Raw genomic sequence first — 19,245 nt, forward strand, 5'->3', positions numbered from 1 at the left:
CCCTTATACATATTATATAATATATAAAGAAATCACATTCGATGGCAAAAAATTTTGTTGAAGAATTGAAATGGCGTGGTATGCTGGCACAGATTATGCCAGGTACTGAGGAATACCTTAACACCCACATGGTGTCTGCCTATCTCGGAACAGACCCTACTGCAGACTCTCTGCACATCGGTCACCTTTGCGGTATCATGATGTTGCGTCACTTGCAGCGTTGTGGCCATAAGCCTTATCTCCTCGTGGGAGGTGCTACAGGTATGATTGGCGACCCTTCTGGCAAGAGCCAGGAGCGTAATCTGCTCGACTCTGAGACTCTCTATCATAATCAGGAAGCTATCAAGAAGCAGGTATCTAAGTTCCTCGACTTCGATGGCAATGAGCCTAACAAGGCTGAGTTGGTTAACAACTACGACTGGATGAAGGACTTCACCTTCCTCGACTTTGCTCGTGTGGTAGGTAAGCACATCACAGTTAACTATATGATGGCGAAGGATAGCGTGCAGAAGCGCTTGAACGGTGAGGCTCGTGACGGTTTGTCTTTCACAGAGTTCACCTATCAGTTGCTCCAGGGCTACGACTTCCTCTATCAGTATGAGAAGTATGGTGTCCGCCTCCAGTTGGGTGGTAATGACCAGTGGGGTAATATGACTACCGGTACTGAGTTGATTCACCGCACATTGGGTAACGACGCTGAGTGCTTCTGCCTCACTTGTCCTTTGATTACCAAGGCAGACGGCAAGAAGTTCGGTAAGACAGAGAGCGGTAACATCTGGTTGGATCGCAACCGCACAACTCCTTATGCTTTCTACCAGTTCTGGTTGAACGTAAGCGATGATGATGCTGAGAAGTATATCAAGATCTTCACAGACCTTGACAAGGAGACTATCGATGCCCTCGTAGAGGAGCACAAGCAGGATCCAGGTCGCCGTGTACTCCAGAAGCGTCTGGCTGAGGAGGTTACCGTGATGGTTCACTCTCAGGAGGATTTGGATATGGCTATCGCAGCCAGCAATATCCTCTTCGGTAAGGCTACTAAGGAGAATTTGGCACAGCTCGATGAGGCTACATTGAACGATGTATTCGCCAATGTTCCTCACTACGACCTCGACAAGAACCTGCTCGGTGGTACAGCCGTAGATCTCTTCAATCAGGAGGGTATGCAGATCTTCCCAAGTAAGAGCGAGATGCGCAAGCTCGTTAAGGGTGGTGGCGTTTCTCTCAACAAGGAGAAACTCGCTGCTTTCGACCAGGTTGTAACTGCTGGTGACCTGATTGACGGCAAGTATCTTTTGGTTCAGAAAGGTAAGAAGAACTACTTCTTGATTACCGTTAAGTAATCGTTAAAAGTATTGAAAATATTTGGTAGTGGAGAAAAAATCCACTACCTTTGCATCCGATTTGCTTGTCCTATGGTGTAATGGTAGCACTACAGTTTTTGGTTCTGTCAGTGGTGGTTCGAATCCGCCTGGGACAACAGATTATGAAATAACCCTTCAGGTCTTTGCGGATTTGGAGGGTTATTTTGTTATATGAGAGTTTATATAAGAGTTTAGTTTAGGTAGAGAAGGTTTATGCAAGAGATAGACTTGATATTTCAGCACTATTATCGTCCGCTATGTCTTTATGCCACTCATTATCTGCATGATATCGATGAGGCTGAAGACGTGGTGCAGGATTGTTTTGTGAAATTGATAAGTAGGAGCATCATGCCGGAAAACATCAAGGCTTTCTTATATACCTCTGTGCGCAATGCCTGCATCGACCGGTTGCGCCGCCAGTCTCCGATAGATACGGAGATTTCTCCTTCTGACTTGAGCGGCACAATCTCTGATAATCAGGCGCAGGAAAGTTCTTTCCAGGAGGCGGAGCTGTGGACGGCTATCGAGCTATTGCCCGAACGATGCAGGGAAATCTTCCTGATGAGCAAGCGTGACGGTATGACTTATCGGGAGATTGCCGAAGAACTCAACCTGTCGGAAAAGACCGTAGAACATCAGATTTCCAAGGCTTTAAAGACCTTACGAGGCAAGAAAGATGATTTTCTTGCAGATTTTTTCTATATTTTACCTTTCATCCATGGGGGTATTCTGTAATTCTTGCGTTATAGCAATAAAAGAATGAATAAAAGTACAGTTATGAAAGGTAAAGAGATTATTTTTGCGCTCTCAATTCTAGCCTTGCCAGCTCCAACGTTGGCAGGCACGCCGAAGATGATGGTGGAGGCTCAGACTTCTACCACCATCCGTCAGCAGATGGATTGGCTGCACCGTATCAGGAAAATCAACTTCGTCTATGATTCATCGCTTGATGGGGAATTGAACATCAAGTATTATGGACCAGACATTCAGCATCTTTCGGTGAAGAAGGCACTGAAGGCGCTTTTCGAGAAAACTCATATTCTATATAATATCAATGCGAACTATGTGATATTGAAGCGAAAACCCGTACAACAAATATCAACATCTTACACGAATATCAATCACAAAGTTCAGCAGGTTCAGCGTCGCCATACTCTCAGCGGATACGTCCGTGACGAGAGTGGCGAATCGCTGATTAATGCCACCATCTATGATCTGACGGATGGCATCGGCACAACCACCAATGAGTATGGTTTCTTTTCGCTTACCCTGCCAGAAGGCGAGCACCAGCTTCGCTTTTCGTATGTGGGCTATGCCGACAAGGTGGAAAAATTGAATCTCTCGAAAGATATGCATCATAATATGGCACTCCGTGTTGATGGTAAACTGCCTGAGGTGGTGGTAGATGGCGACTTGAACTCTCCGCTTCTGACCACGCAAACCGGCAAGCGTTCCTTTTCGAACAAGGATATCAAGACTGAGTTTGCCCTGATGTCTTCGCCGGATGTGGTGAAGACCCTGCAGCGTGTGAGTGGTGTGGCAGAAGGACAGGAGTTGGCAAGTGGACTCTATGTGCATGGCGGCAATGGTGATGAGAACCTTTATCTGATAGATGGTACTCCGCTTTATGATACGAATCATGCGCTGGGGCTTTTCTCCAGTTTCAATGCCGATGTGGTGAAAAACGTGGATTTCTACAAGAGCGGCTTTCCTGCACGATATGGTGGAAGATTGTCGTCGGTGGTGGATGTGCGTACTGCTGATGGAAACATGAATCAGTTTCATGGTGCCTATCGCATCGGACTGCTCGATGCCAGTGTGCAGTTTGAAGGACCTATCCAGAAAGGCAAGACCTCTTATAATATAGGTATGCGCCGTTCCTGGATGGATCTGCTGTCCCGTCCCTTGACCAAGGCTTTCTCTGATCCAGACGATAAACTCTCGATAGGTTATTACTTCATGGACCTGAATGCCAAGGTAACCCATCGTTTCAACGACCGTTCGAAGATAGACTTGAGTCTCTATCACGGAAAAGACAGCTGGGATGTGAAGGATGATTTTGATCAAAGTAAGGCAGATGGGTATCAACCCAACCAAAGCTATGACAAGGACTTGACGAAGTCGCAGCTGGATTGGGGAAACTTTAATGTAGCACTCAACTGGAACTACCTGTTCTCTCCGAAGCTCTTCTCAAACTTTACAGCGGTGTATTCCCATAATCGTTCCAAGTTGTATTCCTTGGATGATGATCGCTACATCAATCCTTCGGGAGAGAATGACACTTCTGTCACTCACTTGGAGCATGGTTATACCTCAACGATTTATGATGCGGGCTATCGTCTGGCATTCGATTACCGTCCGAACCCTCGTCATCATTTCCGTTTTGGAAGCGACTATACGATGCATCTCTTTCGCCCCCAGACAGCTATGCAATTGGATTATACTGGATATGAGGGAAATGCATCAGCCCAAGTTGATACCATCCGAATGAATAGTAGTAATCGTCATGTGGCGCATGAGTGGACGGTATACGCAGAGGATGAAATCAATATCAACCGCAACTGGAGTATGAATGTTGGCTTCAATATGGGCCTTTTTCATATCAGTAACAAGAACTTCTTGAATATCGACCCACGTTTTGCCCTGAAATATCAACTGAGCAATGAGGTGTCGCTGAAGGCTTCCTTTACTCAGATGACCCAGTATGTGCATAAGGTCTCTAACAGCTACTTGTCCTTGCCTACGGATTATTGGGTACCGACTACCCGAAATCTGAAGCCAATGCGTTCTTATCAGTTTGCGGCAGGAATCTATGCCCAGCCCAACCGCCATTGGCTTCTGTCGCTCGAAGGGTATTGCAAGTTGTCCAAGCATCTGCTTCAATACAGCAGTTGGGTAGGCATAGAGCCGCCTGCTGAGCATTGGGATTCGCAAGTGATGGATGGCAAGGGGCTCTTCTATGGCGTTGAGGCTGATGCCACTTATCGCACCAATCATCTGACTTTGAGTGGTTCTTATACGCTCTCTTGGAACAAGCGAAAGTATGATGACTTCTATCAGGATTGGTATTACGACAAGTATGACAACCGCCATAAGCTGAATCTGTCCTTGCGGTATGCGTTTAACAAGAAGGTGAGTTGCTTTGCGGTCTGGAACTGTCACACGGGCAATCATGCCACGGTGCCAACCCAGTTGGCGGCATTGCCAAGCTTGCCAGATCAAGAAGGCAAGTATTACGGGAAGTGGTGGAATTCCGCCTCTTATGTCTATGCCATCCCCAATAATTTGACGCTTCCAGCTTATCATCGCTTGGACTTGGGATTCGATTTCCGTCATGTCACCAAGCATGGACATGAGCGCATTTGGAATTTGAGCATCTATAATGCTTATTGCCATCTCAACTCGATGTACGTCAAGGTGGACTATAATGAGGGTACGCAGCAGTTTGAGGCGAAAAACAAGGGATTTATTCCAATAATACCTTCATTTAGCTATACTATCAAGTTTTAAAACAAAAGAAATTTCATTGGATATGAATACAAATCATAGAAGAATAAAAATCAATGTAAGTTGGAGATGGGGACTGTTCTTCTTTTTGATGAGCGTGGTCTTTTCTTCTTGTATAGATGATTTTGATGTAAAGAAGCTGCAAGATACTCCCCGATTGGTACTTTATTGTTTTCCAACGGAGGGAGATACCACACTTATCGTTGTAACGAAAAGCTTGCCCGTTTCTTCTTTCAAAGGAGATATAGATACCCAATCACGTTTAACCGTGGATGCAAGTGTCGTATATAAGGTAAATGGAATGCCACAGGAGGTGAAACGTATCGAAAACATAAAGGAAGCGCAGTCCTTTTCTCAAGTTTCCGATAGTTGGTCTCTTTCTACCCTAATAGGACAGTATTATGCCGTAGGAAAGCAGAAGGCTGGAGATAAGATTGAGGTCCAGGTATCGGCAGATGGTCTCTCCGAGGTTTCTGCTTCGACTTCCATTCCCGAGAAGGTTGATGTAAATATAGGTGACATCCATTTGAAAGAGAAATCGTCGGATCATGATGTTTATTTCTCGGTAGATAAGTTGGAAGCGACTTTTAGTGACCCTGCTTCAACCACGGATTATTATTCTGTGAAGGTAACTCGCAAGCAGAAATATGGAAACTTGAAAGGTGTTCCCAAAGAAGGCAATAGATGGCAACATGATGTTTATGCTAATAATTACCAAGATTACCTTAATTATTTGGGTAGGGAGGATGAATATGAATGGTGTTTTGATAGTTTGGCATCAAATATCGATTGGCCTGAGATGGTGACCACCAGTGAGCCATTGATTAACAAGAATTCAGAGTTGGATAATGATTTCGGCTTTGACGAATACAAATACTTTGATGATGTTTATATCTTCAATGACCGGACGATAAATGGACAGACCTATACGATGCATTTGGAAGTGCGCAGTAATGATTCTTATTGGCACACGTATGATGGTTGGGACCGTTTGTTTGGCTTTACTTATAATGTACAACTTTGCAAGGTTACTCCAGAGTACTATCGCTTCTTGAAGAGCATTAACGATGCGCAGAGCAATAGTTGGGCGGACGCTGGATTGATGCAGGTGACACCTACTTATTCGAACGTAAAAGGTGGTTTCGGTGTAGTTGCAGGATTTAATGTCTGTGAAGCTTCGAAGTATATCGCCCCATTGCCATCGGCACCATCGGATAATCAAGGCGGAATATATACCAAATAAAAAAGTGAGGAGTATGAAAAGAAGTCTTTTTATCATTTTAGGTGCCTTGTGCTTTGCCATTGCCGGCAAGGCACAAGGTTCTGATGTTTCTGTTCAAAAGAAGAATACGGGTTATAGTTTTTTGAATGATACCGTGGAAGCGGTGAAGGATTCTATGACTTTTGAACAGCGTGTAGAGATGATCAATCGCATGAAGCGAAAGCAGGATACCAAACTGCTGCGCTATGTGGCAGGTATTACGGGCGGACTTTGTGATGCCAATGAATGTAGCTACATGGTTGAGTTGACATTTTCCTATTATCCCCTGACCTATGCAGGCATCTCCTGTGGAATAGAATGGAACGACAACCATGGGGATAGACCCTTGATAGAACGTTATGAGGATGATGAATATGATCCGAAGAGGGTGATAAAAATCAACCTGACACCAGGTTTGGCTTTTCGTACTCCTACCTTGTGGTTGAGCAAGCGTCGTACTGCGGGCTTGATGCTGCATTGCGAGCCGGGACTCTGCATCACGCCATTTTATAATGATAGGGTATCTTTTACCGAAATCAAGGACGCACAAGGTGTGGGGCATCCTGCATCTTATGAAGATGAGCTTTATGGTAATGCAACTATCCGAACCGTCAGTAATTATGGCGGAAAATGGCTGGCTTGGCGTATCAAGTCGGCTTTGACCTTCCGCTCGGGCGATGTATTTCTGTCTTTGGGATGGCTGACCAGCAACTTCAATATCGAAAATTGTAGAAACAATATCCGCTATACGAAGGGTAAGCGATATAATGGCATCGAGAAGTATAAGCATACCAATACGCTTTTTGCATCTATTACAGGACAATTTTAAACGAAGAAAGGAATTCTATGATGAAGATCAACAAGAATGAACAGGATTTTGTGCTGAAGTATTTTCAGCCGGGCAAGCTGGATACCCGGAAGGCCTTGCAGAAGGTGAAGGCTCGGGTTGGCATTGCTGATGAAGAGGTTTCGCATGCTGCAACTGTATCTTTACGAAAGCGTCGCATCCGTTGGATAGCTGTAGCTGCATCTATTCTGGTGCTTTTCACCATAGGAGCCTATACGCTTTTGCAGCCAAAGACAGTGACGCTTTCTGCCGAATCAGAAGTAGTGGCGTATCATCTGCCTGATGGAACGAAGGTGTCGTTGATGCCTCATTCTTCTCTTTCCTATCAGGAAGATGATTGCAGAAAGGTGGAGATGAAGGGCTGCATCTATTATCAGGTGAAGCATGATGAACAGCATTCTTTCGATGTGGTAGGAGAGCATGGACACGTAAGAGTGCTCGGTACCCAGTTTATGGTGGATGAAAGAACAGATGTTCCCGAAGTGATGGTAACCGGCGGAAAGGTGCTTTTTACGGCTCGCCATTCTGCTGAAGGCGTTTTCCTGACCAAGGGCAAGCGAGCCCGTTTACTGAAAGGTGCTGCCCAGCCGGAGTTGTTGGCAGATTATGATATCAACGATGTGGCATGGGCTACGCATCGTCTGCATTTCGACAAAACTCCATTATCCGAAGTATTGGAAGAACTATCTAAATTGTCAGGCACAAGATATACGGCTTCTGATGAGAGCAAGCGTCTGACGGGTGATTTTGAAACAGATTCCATCCCGCAGGTTATCCAGGTGATAGAAGAGACATTGGGTGTTCAGATACGATAAGTGTGTGAATAAAGCATCGTAAAAAGGCCAGCCAAAATAATATTATACAATAAAAGGGCATTCCGAGAGGAATGCCCTTTTATGTCGAAAATAATCTTAACAATTATTTGTTGAGTGCATCAGCGAGCTCAGCGCCAGCCTTAAACTTAGCCACCTTCTTAGCTGCAATCTGGATCTTCTCCTTGGTTGCTGGGTTGATACCCTCGCGAGCAGGACGCTCGTTTACGCTGAAGGTACCGAAGCCTACCAACTGGATTTTGTCACCTGCGATGAGAGCCTCCTTCAACGCATTAGTTGTTGCATCGAGAGCAGCCTTAGCCTGTGCCTTTGTGATCTCTGCACCTGCTGCAATCTTGTCGATCAATTCTGTCTTGTTCATAATTATACGTTATTAAATGATTAGTAATTTCTATCAATTATCGATTTTGCTTACAAATATAGTCTTTTCCTTTGAAAGTTCAAATAAAAAAAGCAGAAAAGTGATGAAAATAGTGAAATTTTATTGTAATCTACTCATTTTTTGGTGATTTCACGGATATTTTTAGTAATTTTGCCACCAAATTTCAAATTTTAATAAGATCATTAATAGTTAAGGCAAAAATTGTTATGCGCAATATTCCAATAGTTACAAAGAATCTGCTGATAGTGAATGTGGTGGCCTTTCTGGCCTGCCTGGTCATGGGAAAGAACGGAACCGATGGGTATGTTCTCAATGATATCTTGGGACTTCATTTCTTCCTGGCTTCCGATTTCCATTTTTATCAGCTGTTTACGTATATGTTCATGCATGGTGGTTTCGAGCATATTCTCTTCAATATGTTCGCCCTTTGGATGTTCGGATGTGTCGTAGAGAGAGTCTGGGGACCGAAGAAGTTCCTTTTTTATTACATAGCCTGCGGCGTAGGTGCCGGCCTCTTTCAGGAAGCAGCTCAGTATGTTACCTATATCGTCAAGGATATGTCTGCCTATGAGTTTGTAGTAAGTGGCGAGGGTGCCCGTATGGCTATGGGCGATTATCTCAACATGTGGACTACCGTAGGTGCATCGGGTGCCATCTATGCCATCCTGCTTGCATTCGGAATGATTTATCCTAATGAGCGAATATTCATCTTCCCGTTGCCTGTACCTATCAAGGCGAAGTATTTCGTGATTGGCTATGCTGCCATCGAGCTCTTCTCTGCCTTGGCTACCCGTGGCGATGGTGTGGCACATATTGCCCATCTCGGTGGTATGGTATTCGGTTTCTTCATGATCCGTTACTGGCGTAAGCAGATGGATGGAGGTTATCATAACTCTTCTGCTGCCGATTCTTTCGATAAGTTGCGTAATATGTTTGGGGGTAGAAACAAGAAGACCAAGCAACGTTTCGATTATACCCGCAATGAGAACTATACCCGCAACGATAATTATACCCGTAATGATACCTATACCACAGATTTCCAGCGTACAGATGAAGCCGAAGAGCGCAAGAAGGCTGCACAGAAGGAGATTGACCGTATCTTGGATAAGATACGCAAGAGTGGTTATGACAGTCTGACCCGAGAAGAGAAACAGACCCTTTTTGACCAGAGTAACAGATAGAGTCATGTTGAATGGATTAAGGGATTTTACGGTCAAGATGGTGGCAGGAGCCAATGTGGCTACTGTTGCCTTTATGTTATTGGTGGGATATTCCGATCTGCTGAATCCGGAACGTTTTCCCGCATTCTGCAATGCAGGACTGCTCTTTCCGGTCTTTCTTTCCCTCAATCTTGGCTTTCTGATATTCTGGGTCGTCTTCCGTGCCAGGTATGTTCTCATTCCTTTGTTGGGTTTTCTGGTCAGCTTCGTACCTGTCCGGCAGTATATGCCGGTCAATATGAAGGGAGATGCTCCGAAGGGAAGCATCAAGGTTCTCTCGTACAATACCTGGGGATTCGGAAATCAAACGGAAGATGAGGATGGTGTGAATATCTGCCTGTCTTATCTGTTGGAACAGAATGCTGATATTGTCTGTTTGCAGGAAGCACAGCCTACCGGCAGGAATGCAGAGCTGATAGACAGTATGCTGAAGCCGATTTATGCTTATCAGGACGTTACGGTTCATCCCCATGGCGGAAACGCCTTGATGCTGCTGAGTAAATATCCTATCCTTTCCAAGGAACTGATTCCCTATGAATCACAGGGGAATATGAGTGTGGCCTACCGTTTGAACATCAATGGAAAGCCTGTTCTGCTTATCAATAATCATCTGGAGACAACGGGTTTGAGTAAGGAAGACCGGCAGCAGTTCAAGAAACTTGTCGTAGGAAAACTGCAGGTAGATACTGCCGAGCAGACCTCCAAGCTCCTGGTGGTGAAGTTGGCAGAGGCAACGAAGAAGCGTGCGCCCCAAGCCGAAGCGGTGGCGAGATACATCAGGGAGCATCGGGGGATGAGCACAATCCTCTGCGGTGATTTCAATGACGGACCGATCTCTTACGTGCATCGCACGATAGCTAAGAATCTGGTAGATTGCTATGTAGAAAGCGGCAACGGACCGGGAATCAGCTATCATCGTGGTGGATTTTTCGTACGAATAGACAATATCATGTGTTCTGAGGATTGGGAGCCTTATGAGTGTAAAGTAGATGATAAAATAGCGGTTTCAGACCATTATCCTATCATCTGTAAGCTAAAAATGCACCCAAAAAAGCAAAAATAAGGCAATTTATTCTTATATAAGAAAAAAAATGCGTATTTTTGCACGTCATTATATATGTAATGATGAATTATAAAGCTGAAAATAAATAAATTAATAACAATAAAATAGAAATGCAAAACAAAGGAATTGTAATTTGTGTAGCCGTCTTACTGACTCTCGCAAGTATCTTCTATTTGTCATTCTCGTTTGCCACACGTTACTATGACAGCGAGGCTGCAAAGATCAAAGACCCTATTGCTCAGCAGGATTATAAGGATTCTGTAAAGTACCTGGGTGTTTATTCTTACCAGAACTGCTTGGAGACCCAGATTGGTCTTGGACTTGACCTGAAGGGCGGTATGAATGTAATTCTTGAGATTTCTGTACCTGAGGTAATTGAAAACCTTGCCGATCACAAGACCGACGCTGGTTTTACCAATGCCATGAAGGAAGCCAGAGCTCAGGAAGAAGCTAACGGTGGTGACTTCGTGTCACTTTTCATTAACGCTTATCACAAGAGCGCACCTGGTCATAAACTCGCAGAGGTATTTGCTACCCAGCAGTTGCAGGGCAAGGTTTCTCCTCAGAGCAGCGATGCAGAGGTAGAGAAGGCTATCCGCGCTTCTGTACAGGATGCTATCGACAACTCTTTCAACGTTGTCCGCACCCGTATCGATAAGTTCGGTGTTGTTCAGCCTAATATCCAGAAGTTGGAAGGTCAGCAGGGCCGTATCATGGTAGAAATGCCTGGTATCAGCCAGCCAGAGCGTATGCGTAAGATGCTTCAGGGTAGTGCTAACCTTGAGTTCTGGGAGACATATAACTCTGAGGAAATCGCTCCTTATCTCCAGCAGCTTGATACTCGTATTGCCAATGGCGATAACGGTGAGGAGAAGAATGATACTGTAGCTGCAGATTCTGCTGCCGCTAAGAAGGAAGTAGCTAAGGCCGAGCCTAAGAAGGCAGAAACTAAGTTCTCTATCAAGAAGAAGGACGATGCTGCTGCCAAGGTAGGCGAGGATGCTCAGAATGCTGCTGCCATCAAGGCTCACCCACTGTTGGCTCGCTTGCAGCTTGGTGGTGGTTTGAGTACTGTTGGTTACGCCAGCGTTCGCGATACTGCTGCTATCAACAAGATTATCTATTCTGCAGTGGCTAAGCGCCTGTTGCCTTCAGACTTGCGTTTGCTCTGGAGTGCTCAGCCTGCTGACAATATCAAGATGAAGAACATCTATGAGCTTCACGCTTTGAAGGTGACTACTACTACAGGTCGTGCTCCATTGGAGGGTGATGTTATCACAGACGCTAAGGATGAGTTCGACCAGATGGGTTCTCCTGTTGTAAGCATGAAGATGAATACAGAGGGTGCCCGCAAGTGGGCTCAGATGACCAAGGCTAACGTGGGCAAGGCTATTGCTATCGTTCTGGATGGTGTAGTTTACTCTGCTCCTCGTGTAAACGGTGAGATTGATGGTGGTAACTCACAGATTTCCGGTAACTTCACTATCGAAATGACCAAGGACTTGGCTAATACATTGAAGTCTGGTCGTATGCCAGCTCCTGCACGTATCGTTCAGGAGGAGGTTGTAGGTCCTACTCTCGGTGCACAGTCTATCCAGATGGGTATCATCTCATTCGTTGTAGCTTTCGTACTCTTGATGGTTTACATGGTGATGATGTACAACATCGTTCCTGGTATGATGGCTAACTTGGCATTGCTCGTCAATGTATTCTTCACACTCGGTATTCTGACGTCATTCCAGGCAGCCTTGACATTGCCAGGTCTTGCCGGTATGGTCTTGTCTCTGGGTACTGCCGTGGATGCCAACGTGCTTATCTATGAGCGTATCAAGGAGGAGCTTCGCTCTGGCAAGGGTATGAAGCAGGCTGTAGCTGCCGGTTATGGTAATGCTTTCTCAGCTATCTTCGACTCTAACTTGACTTCATTGATTACAGGTGTCATCCTGTTGACTACCGGTACAGGTCCTATCCGTGGTTTCGCTACTACTTGGATCATCGGTATCATCGTTTCATTCTTCACAGCCGTATTCTTGACTCGTCTGGTTTACGACTACAAGTTGAATCACGACAAGTGGATGCACTGCAAGTTTGATACTCCAGTTTCTCACAACCTGATGCAGGGTAAGAAGTACAAGTTCATGTCTATGTACAAGACTACCTTCACCGTAGCTATCGTTGCTGCTGTGGTATTCATCGGTAGCTTCTTTGTTCGTGGCTTGAGCAAGAGTATCGACTTCACTGGTGGTCGTAACTATGTAGTACAGTTCGAGAATCCTGTAGAGCCTGAGCAGATCCGTACCGTTCTTGGTGGTGCTTTCGTCAATGCAGATGGTACTAAGGCTACTACAAGTGCTATCGCTATCGGTACAGATGGTAAGACTATCCGTGTATCTACCAACTATATGATTGAGAGCAACAGTCCAACTGTTGACGATGAGGCTGAGACTATCCTTTACAACGCCTTGAAGAAGGCCAACCTGGTATCTCAGAAGAGTGTTGAGGCATTCAAGAACCCAGACGTTCGTCAGGGTGGTTCTATCATCAGTAGTACTAAGGTAGGTCCTTCTGTAGCTAAGGATATCACTATGGGTGCTATCTATAGTGTGCTCTTCGCTCTGATTGCCATCTTCCTCTACATCCTGATACGTTTCCGCAACGTTGCCTTCTCTGTAGGTTCTACTGTTGCGTTGGCATTCGATGCCTTGACAGTAATCGGTTTCTACTCACTCCTGTGGGGTCTCGTTCCATTCTCATTGGAGATTGACCAGACCTTCATCGGTGCTATCCTGACCGTGGTAGGTTACTCTATCAACGATAAGGTGGTAGTATTCGACCGTATCCGTGAGAACTTGAAGTTGCATCCAAAGGGCGACCGTCAGCAGCTCTTCAATGCATCTATCAATGAGACATTGGCTCGTACCATCAATACATCTACATCTACATTGATCGTGTTGCTCTGTATCTTCATCCTCGGTGGTGACAGCATCCGCAGCTTCTCATTCGCAATGATTCTGGGTGTTGTATTCGGTACTTTGTCTTCTATCTTCATCGCATCTCCAATGGCATACATCGTTCTTGGTCGTAAGATCAAGGAAGAGCCAGCAGAAGAGACTGCTGTTGCAGAGGTTAAGTAAAACGTAAACAATAAGAGATTCTTCTGTTTCTGTCCGGTGAATGCCGGATGGAAATAGGGAATCATCAAGACTATAAAACGATAAAAGGTCGCTTCCTAGTTAAATAGGAGCGACCTTTTATCGTTTACGTGGTCCCACCGAGAATCGAACTCGGATCAAAGGTTTAGGAAACCTCCGTTCTATCCGTTAAACTATGGGACCTTCGAAAACTGACTGCAAAGATACATTAAAACATTGACAATACAAAATAAATGACTATGTTTTTAACACTCATCCTATCAAGTTTGCTCACTTTTGTGGAGTTAAACTGCGAAAATCTCTTTGATACACGGCATGATTCGCTTAAGAATGATGTCGAGTTCCTGCCTGAAGGTAGTTATCACTGGACTCCCTACCGCTATTGGCATAAGGTGAACCATCTGGGGCAGGAGATTGTGGGGCTGGGGTATGAGGAGGCTTCCGGAGATGTGCAGCTTCCCGATCTGGTGGCTCTCTGTGAGGTGGAAAACGACAGTGTATTGTTTGACCTGACCAAGCGTTCAGTCATCCGTACGGCTGGTTATGAGTATGTGATGACCAATTCGCCCGATGAGCGAGGCATCGATGTAGCCTTGATGTATCAGCCGTTTTCCTTTTCATTGATACATTCCTGGTCTATCCGGGTGAAGCGTCTGCCGGATACCCGTCCTACAAGAGACATTCTCTATGTTTCAGGACGTATCATCACGGGCGATACGCTGCATGTGTTTGTGGTACATGCACCTAGTAGAAGAGGAGGAGAGCGTGAATCCCGTCCTTATCGTCTGCAGGTGGCGAGCCAGTTGGCAGAAGCTGTGGATTCCATTTATGCGCTTCAAAGTAGGGCAAAGATTATTGTGGCAGGAGATTTCAATGATTATCACGACTCTCCCGCTCTGGAATATCTCTATCAGCACCACCTTATTAATATATCTGCCGGAGCACAGGGTAGCCATGGGGCAAAGGCTACTTACCGTTGGCATGGAGAATGGCGCAGTCTTGACCAGATACTGCTGAGCGAATCGATGCAACATCAGGAAAATGCCTGCAGAATAGGAGATTTGCCTTTCCTGCTCGAAGATGATGAGAAATATGGCGGTAAAAAACCATATCGCACCTACCTGGGTCCGAGGTATTTAGGAGGTTACAGCGATCATCTTCCATTGGTGGCCCGCATCCGGATAGATGATAAATAAGGCACGATTTACTTGACTTTTCGCAAAAAAGGTGGTATAAACAGCACTTTTTTGCGAAAAAGCTTGCATATATTGCACAAATTTCGTAATTTTGCGCACGATTTACAAACATATAGTATTAAGATAACAATGACTCACAATTTGTTAAAAGGCAAGCGTGGCATCATCTTCGGTGCACTCAATGAGGAATCAATCGCTTGGAAAGTAGCCGTTAAGGCTGCTGAAGAGGGTGCTACCATCGCACTCAGTAACACAGCTATGGCTTTGCGTATGGGTACGCTGGATAAGCTCGCTGAACAGATCAACGCTCCTATCATCGCAGCGGATGCGACCAGCGTTGAGGATTTGGAAAAGGTATTCACTGAGGCTCAGGAGAAGCTCGGTGGCAAGATTGACTTCGTGCTCCACTCTGTTGCTATGAGCCCTAATGTTCGTAAGCATCGTACATACGATGATCTCGACTACAATTTCTTGAACAAGACTTTGGATATTTCTGCTATCTCTTTCCACAAGATGTTGCAGGTAGCCAAGAAGTTGGATGCTATCAATGAGTGGGGTTCTGTAGTAGCTCTCACTTACGTAGCTTCTCAGCGTACTTTCTTCGGTTACAACGATATGGCTGATGCCAAGAGCATGCTCGAGAGCATCGCACGCAGCTTCGGCTACATCTATGGTCGCGAGAAGCATGTCCGCATCAATACCATCTCTCAGAGCCCTACAGCTACAACAGCAGGTAAGGGTATCAAGGATATCGCGAATATGATGGACTTTGCTGACAAGATGTCTCCACTCGGAAATGCTGTAGCAGAGGATTGCGCTAACTATTGCGTAATGATGTTCTCTGACTTCACCCGCAAGGTAACTATGCAGAACCTCTTCCACGATGGTGGTTTCTCATCTATGGGTATGAGCCTCCGCGCCATGAACCAGTATGCTAAGGATATGGCTCCTTACGAGGATGAGAATGGTAAGGTTATCTACGGATAATAGAAAAACAAGGAAAGGATGATGTTATATACGTCATCATAGCTTATAATAATAGGCAATACAGGCTGATTCCTATAGGAAAAGCGGTGTATTGCCTATTTGTTTTTTGTCTCACACCGAACGGCGTGAACACGTGCGTCGAACGATGTGAGTGCGTGCGACGTTCGATGCACGTGCTTACACCGTTCGGTGCACGGCATATAATATACTTACTTTGCGCTATAAGAATACTTATCTTGCGCTGTTAGAATACACGTTTTACACAGTTCTTGCAGTATGATACATTAAAAAGCCCTATATCCGAGCAGGGATATAGAGCTTTACAATTTTCATTTATTAAAACGTATTATCTATAGAAATCTAACCTTATTCTGTATGGATGCAATATTCTTCGTGTTTTTGAGTTTATCTATATATAGAATTGAATTTGTCTCTCTATATATAATAAGGTGTAATTCAAAAAAAGAATATGATGAAAAAGAATATTGCTATCGTGATGATGCTGTTGCTTTCTGCTATGGGGGCAATGGCGCAAGGTGGGGAGAATCCTGTAGGTAAATTCTCGGTGATACCCCGAGTAGGTGTGGCTATTGCCAATCTGAGTGATAATTCCATCTATCTGCCAACGGAAAACAACCGGGAGGTGAAATCCAAGAGTAAGGCGGGATTCCTGGGTGGACTCGATGTGGAGTATCGTGCCACAGATTACCTGGGTGTTTCTCTGGGTGCTTATTATGTCCGTCAGGGTGCCCGCTGGGGTGATTATGAGATGGCAGTGAATGGGGATACGGGTAATAATGGAATCAAGAAATATACTGGCGTGAAGGATCATCGCCTGAATCTTGACTATGTTCAGGTGCCTTTGATGCTGAAGGCATACGTGGCTCCTCAGTTTGCCATTATGGCTGGTGCACAGGTGGGGTTCTTGTGTGGAGATGGCAAGATGCTGTCGGAAGAAACTGATTTGGAGAAGGATAGTAAGACGGGTTCAACTCTTTACAAGGAAAGCCGGGATGTGGAAAGCACATACGCAGCCAAGAAGGTGAATGTGTCTATTCCTGTAGGTTTATCGTATGAGTATATGAATGTGATTCTGGATGCCCGCTATCATATCGGCTTGACCAAGGTGAATAAGACTGATGCCGGCGATTCCAAGAACAAGGTATTTACCTTTACGGTAGGCTATCGCTTTGCGCTTTAGTTGATTATATCACTTTTACTCCTTTAGCTGAAAAGAAAAAGCTCTATATCCTCAGTGTTGAAGATATAGAGCTTTTTTCGAAACGATTATCCTACCTGGCTTCCTGGCTTAACCTGACCCAGGAGAGAGGTAACATTGAGTGAGCCGTCGAAGTTAACGGCAGAGAGAATCATACCCTGACTCTCAATACCCATCATCTTGCGAGGAGCAAAGTTGGCAACGAAGAGTACATCCTTGCCGATCAGCTGCTCAGGCTCATAGTATGCAGCGATTCCTGAACAGATAGTACGCTCTACGCCTGAACCATCATCGATGGTGAACTTCAGGAGCTTCTTAGACTTCTTCACCTTCTCGCAGTTCAGGATGTGACCTACGCGGATATCGAGCTTCTCGAAATCATCGAAGCTAACCTCAGGCTTGATAGGAGCTGCCTTGTAAGAAGCTTCCTCGTTAGCCTTCTTGGTGTCAGCGAGCTTCTGGAGCTGCTTCTCGATCACCTCATCCTCTATCTTTTCGAAGAGCAATTCTGGCTCACCAAGCTGTGTACCAGGCTTGAGGAGGTCTGTACTGCCAAGCTGAGTCCACTCGAAGGTTGGCATATTGATCATCTTGCGGAGCTTCTCTGATGAGAATGGCAGGAATGGCTCAAAGGCGATGGCAAGGTTGGCAACCAACTGGAGGGAGATGTTCAAGATGGTCTCCACACGCTTAGGATCGGTCTTCCAAACCTTCCAAGGCTCGCACTCTGTGATGTACTTGTTACCGATGCGTGCCAGGTTCATAGCCTCCTTCTGAGCCTCACGGAACTTGAATACGTCGAGATACTGCTCAACCTTCTCCTTCACATCCTTGAATTCAGCGATAGCCTTCTGGTCAACCTCCTGCAATTCGCCGCAGGCAGGAACCACGCCGCCCCAGTACTTCTTGGTGAGCTGGAGAGCACGGTTTACGAAGTTACCATAAACGGCAACCAACTCAGAGTTATTGCGCTCCTGGAAATCCTTCCAGGTAAAGTTGTTGTCCTTGGTCTCTGGAGCGTTGGCTGTCAATACATAGCGCAAGACATCCTGCTTGCCAGGGAGATCTACGAGATACTCGTGCAACCAAACTGCCCAGTTGCGAGAGGTAGAAATCTTATCATCCTCAAGATTCAGGAACTCATTGGCTGGTACGTTGTCCGGCAGGATATAGTCGCCGTGAGCCTTCAGCATGGTAGGGAAGATGATGCAGTGGAACACGATGTTGTCCTTTCCGATGAAGTGAACGAGACGTGTCTCTGGATCCTGCCACCACTTCTGCCATGTACCCCATTTCTCTGGCTGTGCATCGCAAAGCTCCTTGGTGTTGGAGATGTAGCCGATAGGAGCATCAAACCAAACATAGAGCACCTTGCCTTCTGCTCCCTCTACAGGAACAGGAATACCCCAATCCAGGTCGCGGGTCATTGCACGAGGCTGCAGGTCCATATCCAACCAGCTCTTGCACTGTCCGTAAACATTGGAACGCCACTCCTTGTGACCTTCCAGGATCCACTGCTTCAACCAGTCCTGATACTTGCCCAGTGGGAGATACCAGTTCTTGGTAGGCTTCTTGACGAGGCCATGACCAGGGTTGTTCTTATTGGTAGGGTTGATCAACTCTTCTGGAGAGAGGGTCGCACCACACTTCTCGCACTGGTCGCCGTATGCACCTTCTGCACCGCAGCGAGGGCAGGTACCCACGATGTTACGGTCGGTAAGGAACTCGCCGGTAACCTCATCGCAGAACTGCTCTTCTACTTTCTCTTCCAAAACACCCTTATCGTAAAGAGTACGGAAGAAATCAGAAGCAAACTTATTGTGAACCTTAGAAGTTGTGCGGCTGTAAACATCAAAGGAGATGCCGAAATCCTCGAAGCTCTTCTTGATGAGGTTGTGATAGCGATCCACTACTTCCTGTACGGTAATGCCTTCCTTCTTGGCACGGATGGTAACAGGTACACCATGCTCGTCGCTACCGCCGATGAAAACAACGTCTTGCTTTTTAAGGCGAAGATAGCGTACGTAGATATCGGCTGGCACATAAACACCTGCCAGGTGGCCGATATGCACACCACCATTAGCGTAAGGCAATGCTGCCGTAACAGTGGTACGTTTGAAATTCTTTTGTTCCATATTAGCTAATATATTTTTGTTATTTGGGTGCAAAATTACAAAAAAATGTTGGAAATGCGGAATAATTAGGTGTCCTTTT

General features: G+C 45.6%; 14 protein-coding genes and 2 tRNA genes. 13 read left to right on the plus strand and 3 right to left on the minus strand.

Translation table 11 applies throughout. The features are described 5' to 3' along the window. Positions 1 to 41 precede the first annotated feature (41 nt). From tyrS to DW657_RS01650, 7 genes are all read left to right on the plus strand, one after another. The gene (tyrS, locus tag DW657_RS01620) at positions 42 to 1,343 is read left to right on the plus strand and encodes a tyrosine--tRNA ligase (RefSeq protein WP_118311164.1); all 1,302 of its coding nucleotides are present in this window, start codon (positions 42 to 44) and stop codon (positions 1,341 to 1,343) included. Positions 1,344 to 1,409: 66 nt separating this feature from the next. Then, positions 1,410 to 1,480 (plus strand) — tRNA-Gln (locus DW657_RS01625). A gap of 97 nt (positions 1,481 to 1,577) precedes the next feature. After that, on the plus strand, positions 1,578 to 2,099 hold the full coding sequence (locus DW657_RS01630; protein WP_118311165.1) for an RNA polymerase sigma-70 factor: 522 nt from the start codon (positions 1,578 to 1,580) through the stop codon (positions 2,097 to 2,099). Positions 2,100 to 2,123: 24 nt separating this feature from the next. Next, positions 2,124 to 4,874 (plus strand): TonB-dependent receptor, encoded by a 2,751-nt coding sequence (locus DW657_RS01635; protein ID WP_233546587.1) that lies wholly within the window; start codon positions 2,124 to 2,126, stop codon positions 4,872 to 4,874. Positions 4,875 to 4,896: 22 nt separating this feature from the next. Further along, complete coding sequence (locus DW657_RS01640; RefSeq protein WP_118311166.1) at positions 4,897 to 6,114, plus strand: DUF4249 domain-containing protein; 1,218 nt, start codon at positions 4,897 to 4,899, stop codon at positions 6,112 to 6,114. 13 nt (positions 6,115 to 6,127) lie between these two features. After that, positions 6,128 to 6,961, plus strand: coding sequence for a hypothetical protein (locus tag DW657_RS01645; RefSeq protein WP_118311167.1), 834 nt, complete (start codon positions 6,128 to 6,130; stop codon positions 6,959 to 6,961). 17 nt (positions 6,962 to 6,978) lie between these two features. After that, positions 6,979 to 7,794, plus strand: coding sequence for a FecR family protein (locus DW657_RS01650; RefSeq protein ID WP_118311168.1), 816 nt, complete (start codon positions 6,979 to 6,981; stop codon positions 7,792 to 7,794). Positions 7,795 to 7,897: 103 nt separating this feature from the next. Here DW657_RS01650 and DW657_RS01655 read toward each other — a convergent pair whose 3' ends face one another. Next, on the minus strand, positions 7,898 to 8,173 hold the full coding sequence (locus tag DW657_RS01655) for an HU family DNA-binding protein (RefSeq protein ID WP_089545318.1): 276 nt from the start codon (positions 8,171 to 8,173) through the stop codon (positions 7,898 to 7,900). A 227-nt stretch (positions 8,174 to 8,400) separates the two neighbouring features. Between DW657_RS01655 and DW657_RS01660 the strand changes: the two genes are divergently transcribed. The 3 genes from DW657_RS01660 to secDF all read left to right on the plus strand — a co-directional run bounded on the left by DW657_RS01660 (position 8,401) and on the right by secDF (position 13,611). Continuing rightward, a complete protein-coding gene (locus tag DW657_RS01660) occupies positions 8,401 to 9,375 on the plus strand; it encodes a rhomboid family intramembrane serine protease (protein WP_118311169.1) in 975 nt (324 codons plus the stop codon). 4 nt (positions 9,376 to 9,379) lie between these two features. Beyond that, a complete protein-coding gene (locus DW657_RS01665) occupies positions 9,380 to 10,477 on the plus strand; it encodes an endonuclease/exonuclease/phosphatase family protein (RefSeq protein WP_118311170.1) in 1,098 nt (365 codons plus the stop codon). Between the two features lie 110 nt (positions 10,478 to 10,587). Continuing rightward, on the plus strand, positions 10,588 to 13,611 hold the full coding sequence (secDF, locus tag DW657_RS01670; protein WP_118311171.1) for a protein translocase subunit SecDF: 3,024 nt from the start codon (positions 10,588 to 10,590) through the stop codon (positions 13,609 to 13,611). A 129-nt stretch (positions 13,612 to 13,740) separates the two neighbouring features. On the opposite strand, the gene DW657_RS01675 is transcribed toward secDF, so the two are convergent. Next, positions 13,741 to 13,812 (minus strand) — tRNA-Arg (locus tag DW657_RS01675). A 56-nt stretch (positions 13,813 to 13,868) separates the two neighbouring features. Here DW657_RS01675 and DW657_RS01680 point away from each other — a divergent pair. The 3 genes from DW657_RS01680 to DW657_RS01690 all read left to right on the plus strand — a co-directional run bounded on the left by DW657_RS01680 (position 13,869) and on the right by DW657_RS01690 (position 17,013). Continuing rightward, positions 13,869 to 14,825 carry an endonuclease/exonuclease/phosphatase family protein gene (locus DW657_RS01680; RefSeq protein ID WP_118311172.1) on the plus strand — a complete coding sequence of 319 codons (957 nt, stop codon included), beginning with the start codon at positions 13,869 to 13,871 and terminating at the stop codon, positions 14,823 to 14,825. A gap of 129 nt (positions 14,826 to 14,954) precedes the next feature. Continuing rightward, positions 14,955 to 15,812 (plus strand): enoyl-ACP reductase, encoded by an 858-nt coding sequence (locus DW657_RS01685; protein ID WP_118311173.1) that lies wholly within the window; start codon positions 14,955 to 14,957, stop codon positions 15,810 to 15,812. Positions 15,813 to 16,281: 469 nt separating this feature from the next. Continuing rightward, positions 16,282 to 17,013: a porin family protein gene (locus DW657_RS01690; protein ID WP_118311174.1), complete on the plus strand. Its 732-nt coding sequence runs from the start codon at positions 16,282 to 16,284 to the stop codon at positions 17,011 to 17,013. Between the two features lie 86 nt (positions 17,014 to 17,099). On the opposite strand, the gene metG is transcribed toward DW657_RS01690, so the two are convergent. After that, positions 17,100 to 19,166: a methionine--tRNA ligase gene (gene metG / locus DW657_RS01695; protein ID WP_118311175.1), complete on the minus strand. Its 2,067-nt coding sequence runs from the start codon at positions 19,164 to 19,166 to the stop codon at positions 17,100 to 17,102. Between the last annotated feature and the right edge of the window lie 79 nt (positions 19,167 to 19,245).

Origin of the sequence: Prevotella sp. AM23-5 (assembly GCF_003473645.1) — a bacterium.
Lineage (GTDB): Bacteria > Bacteroidota > Bacteroidia > Bacteroidales > Bacteroidaceae > Prevotella > Prevotella copri_A.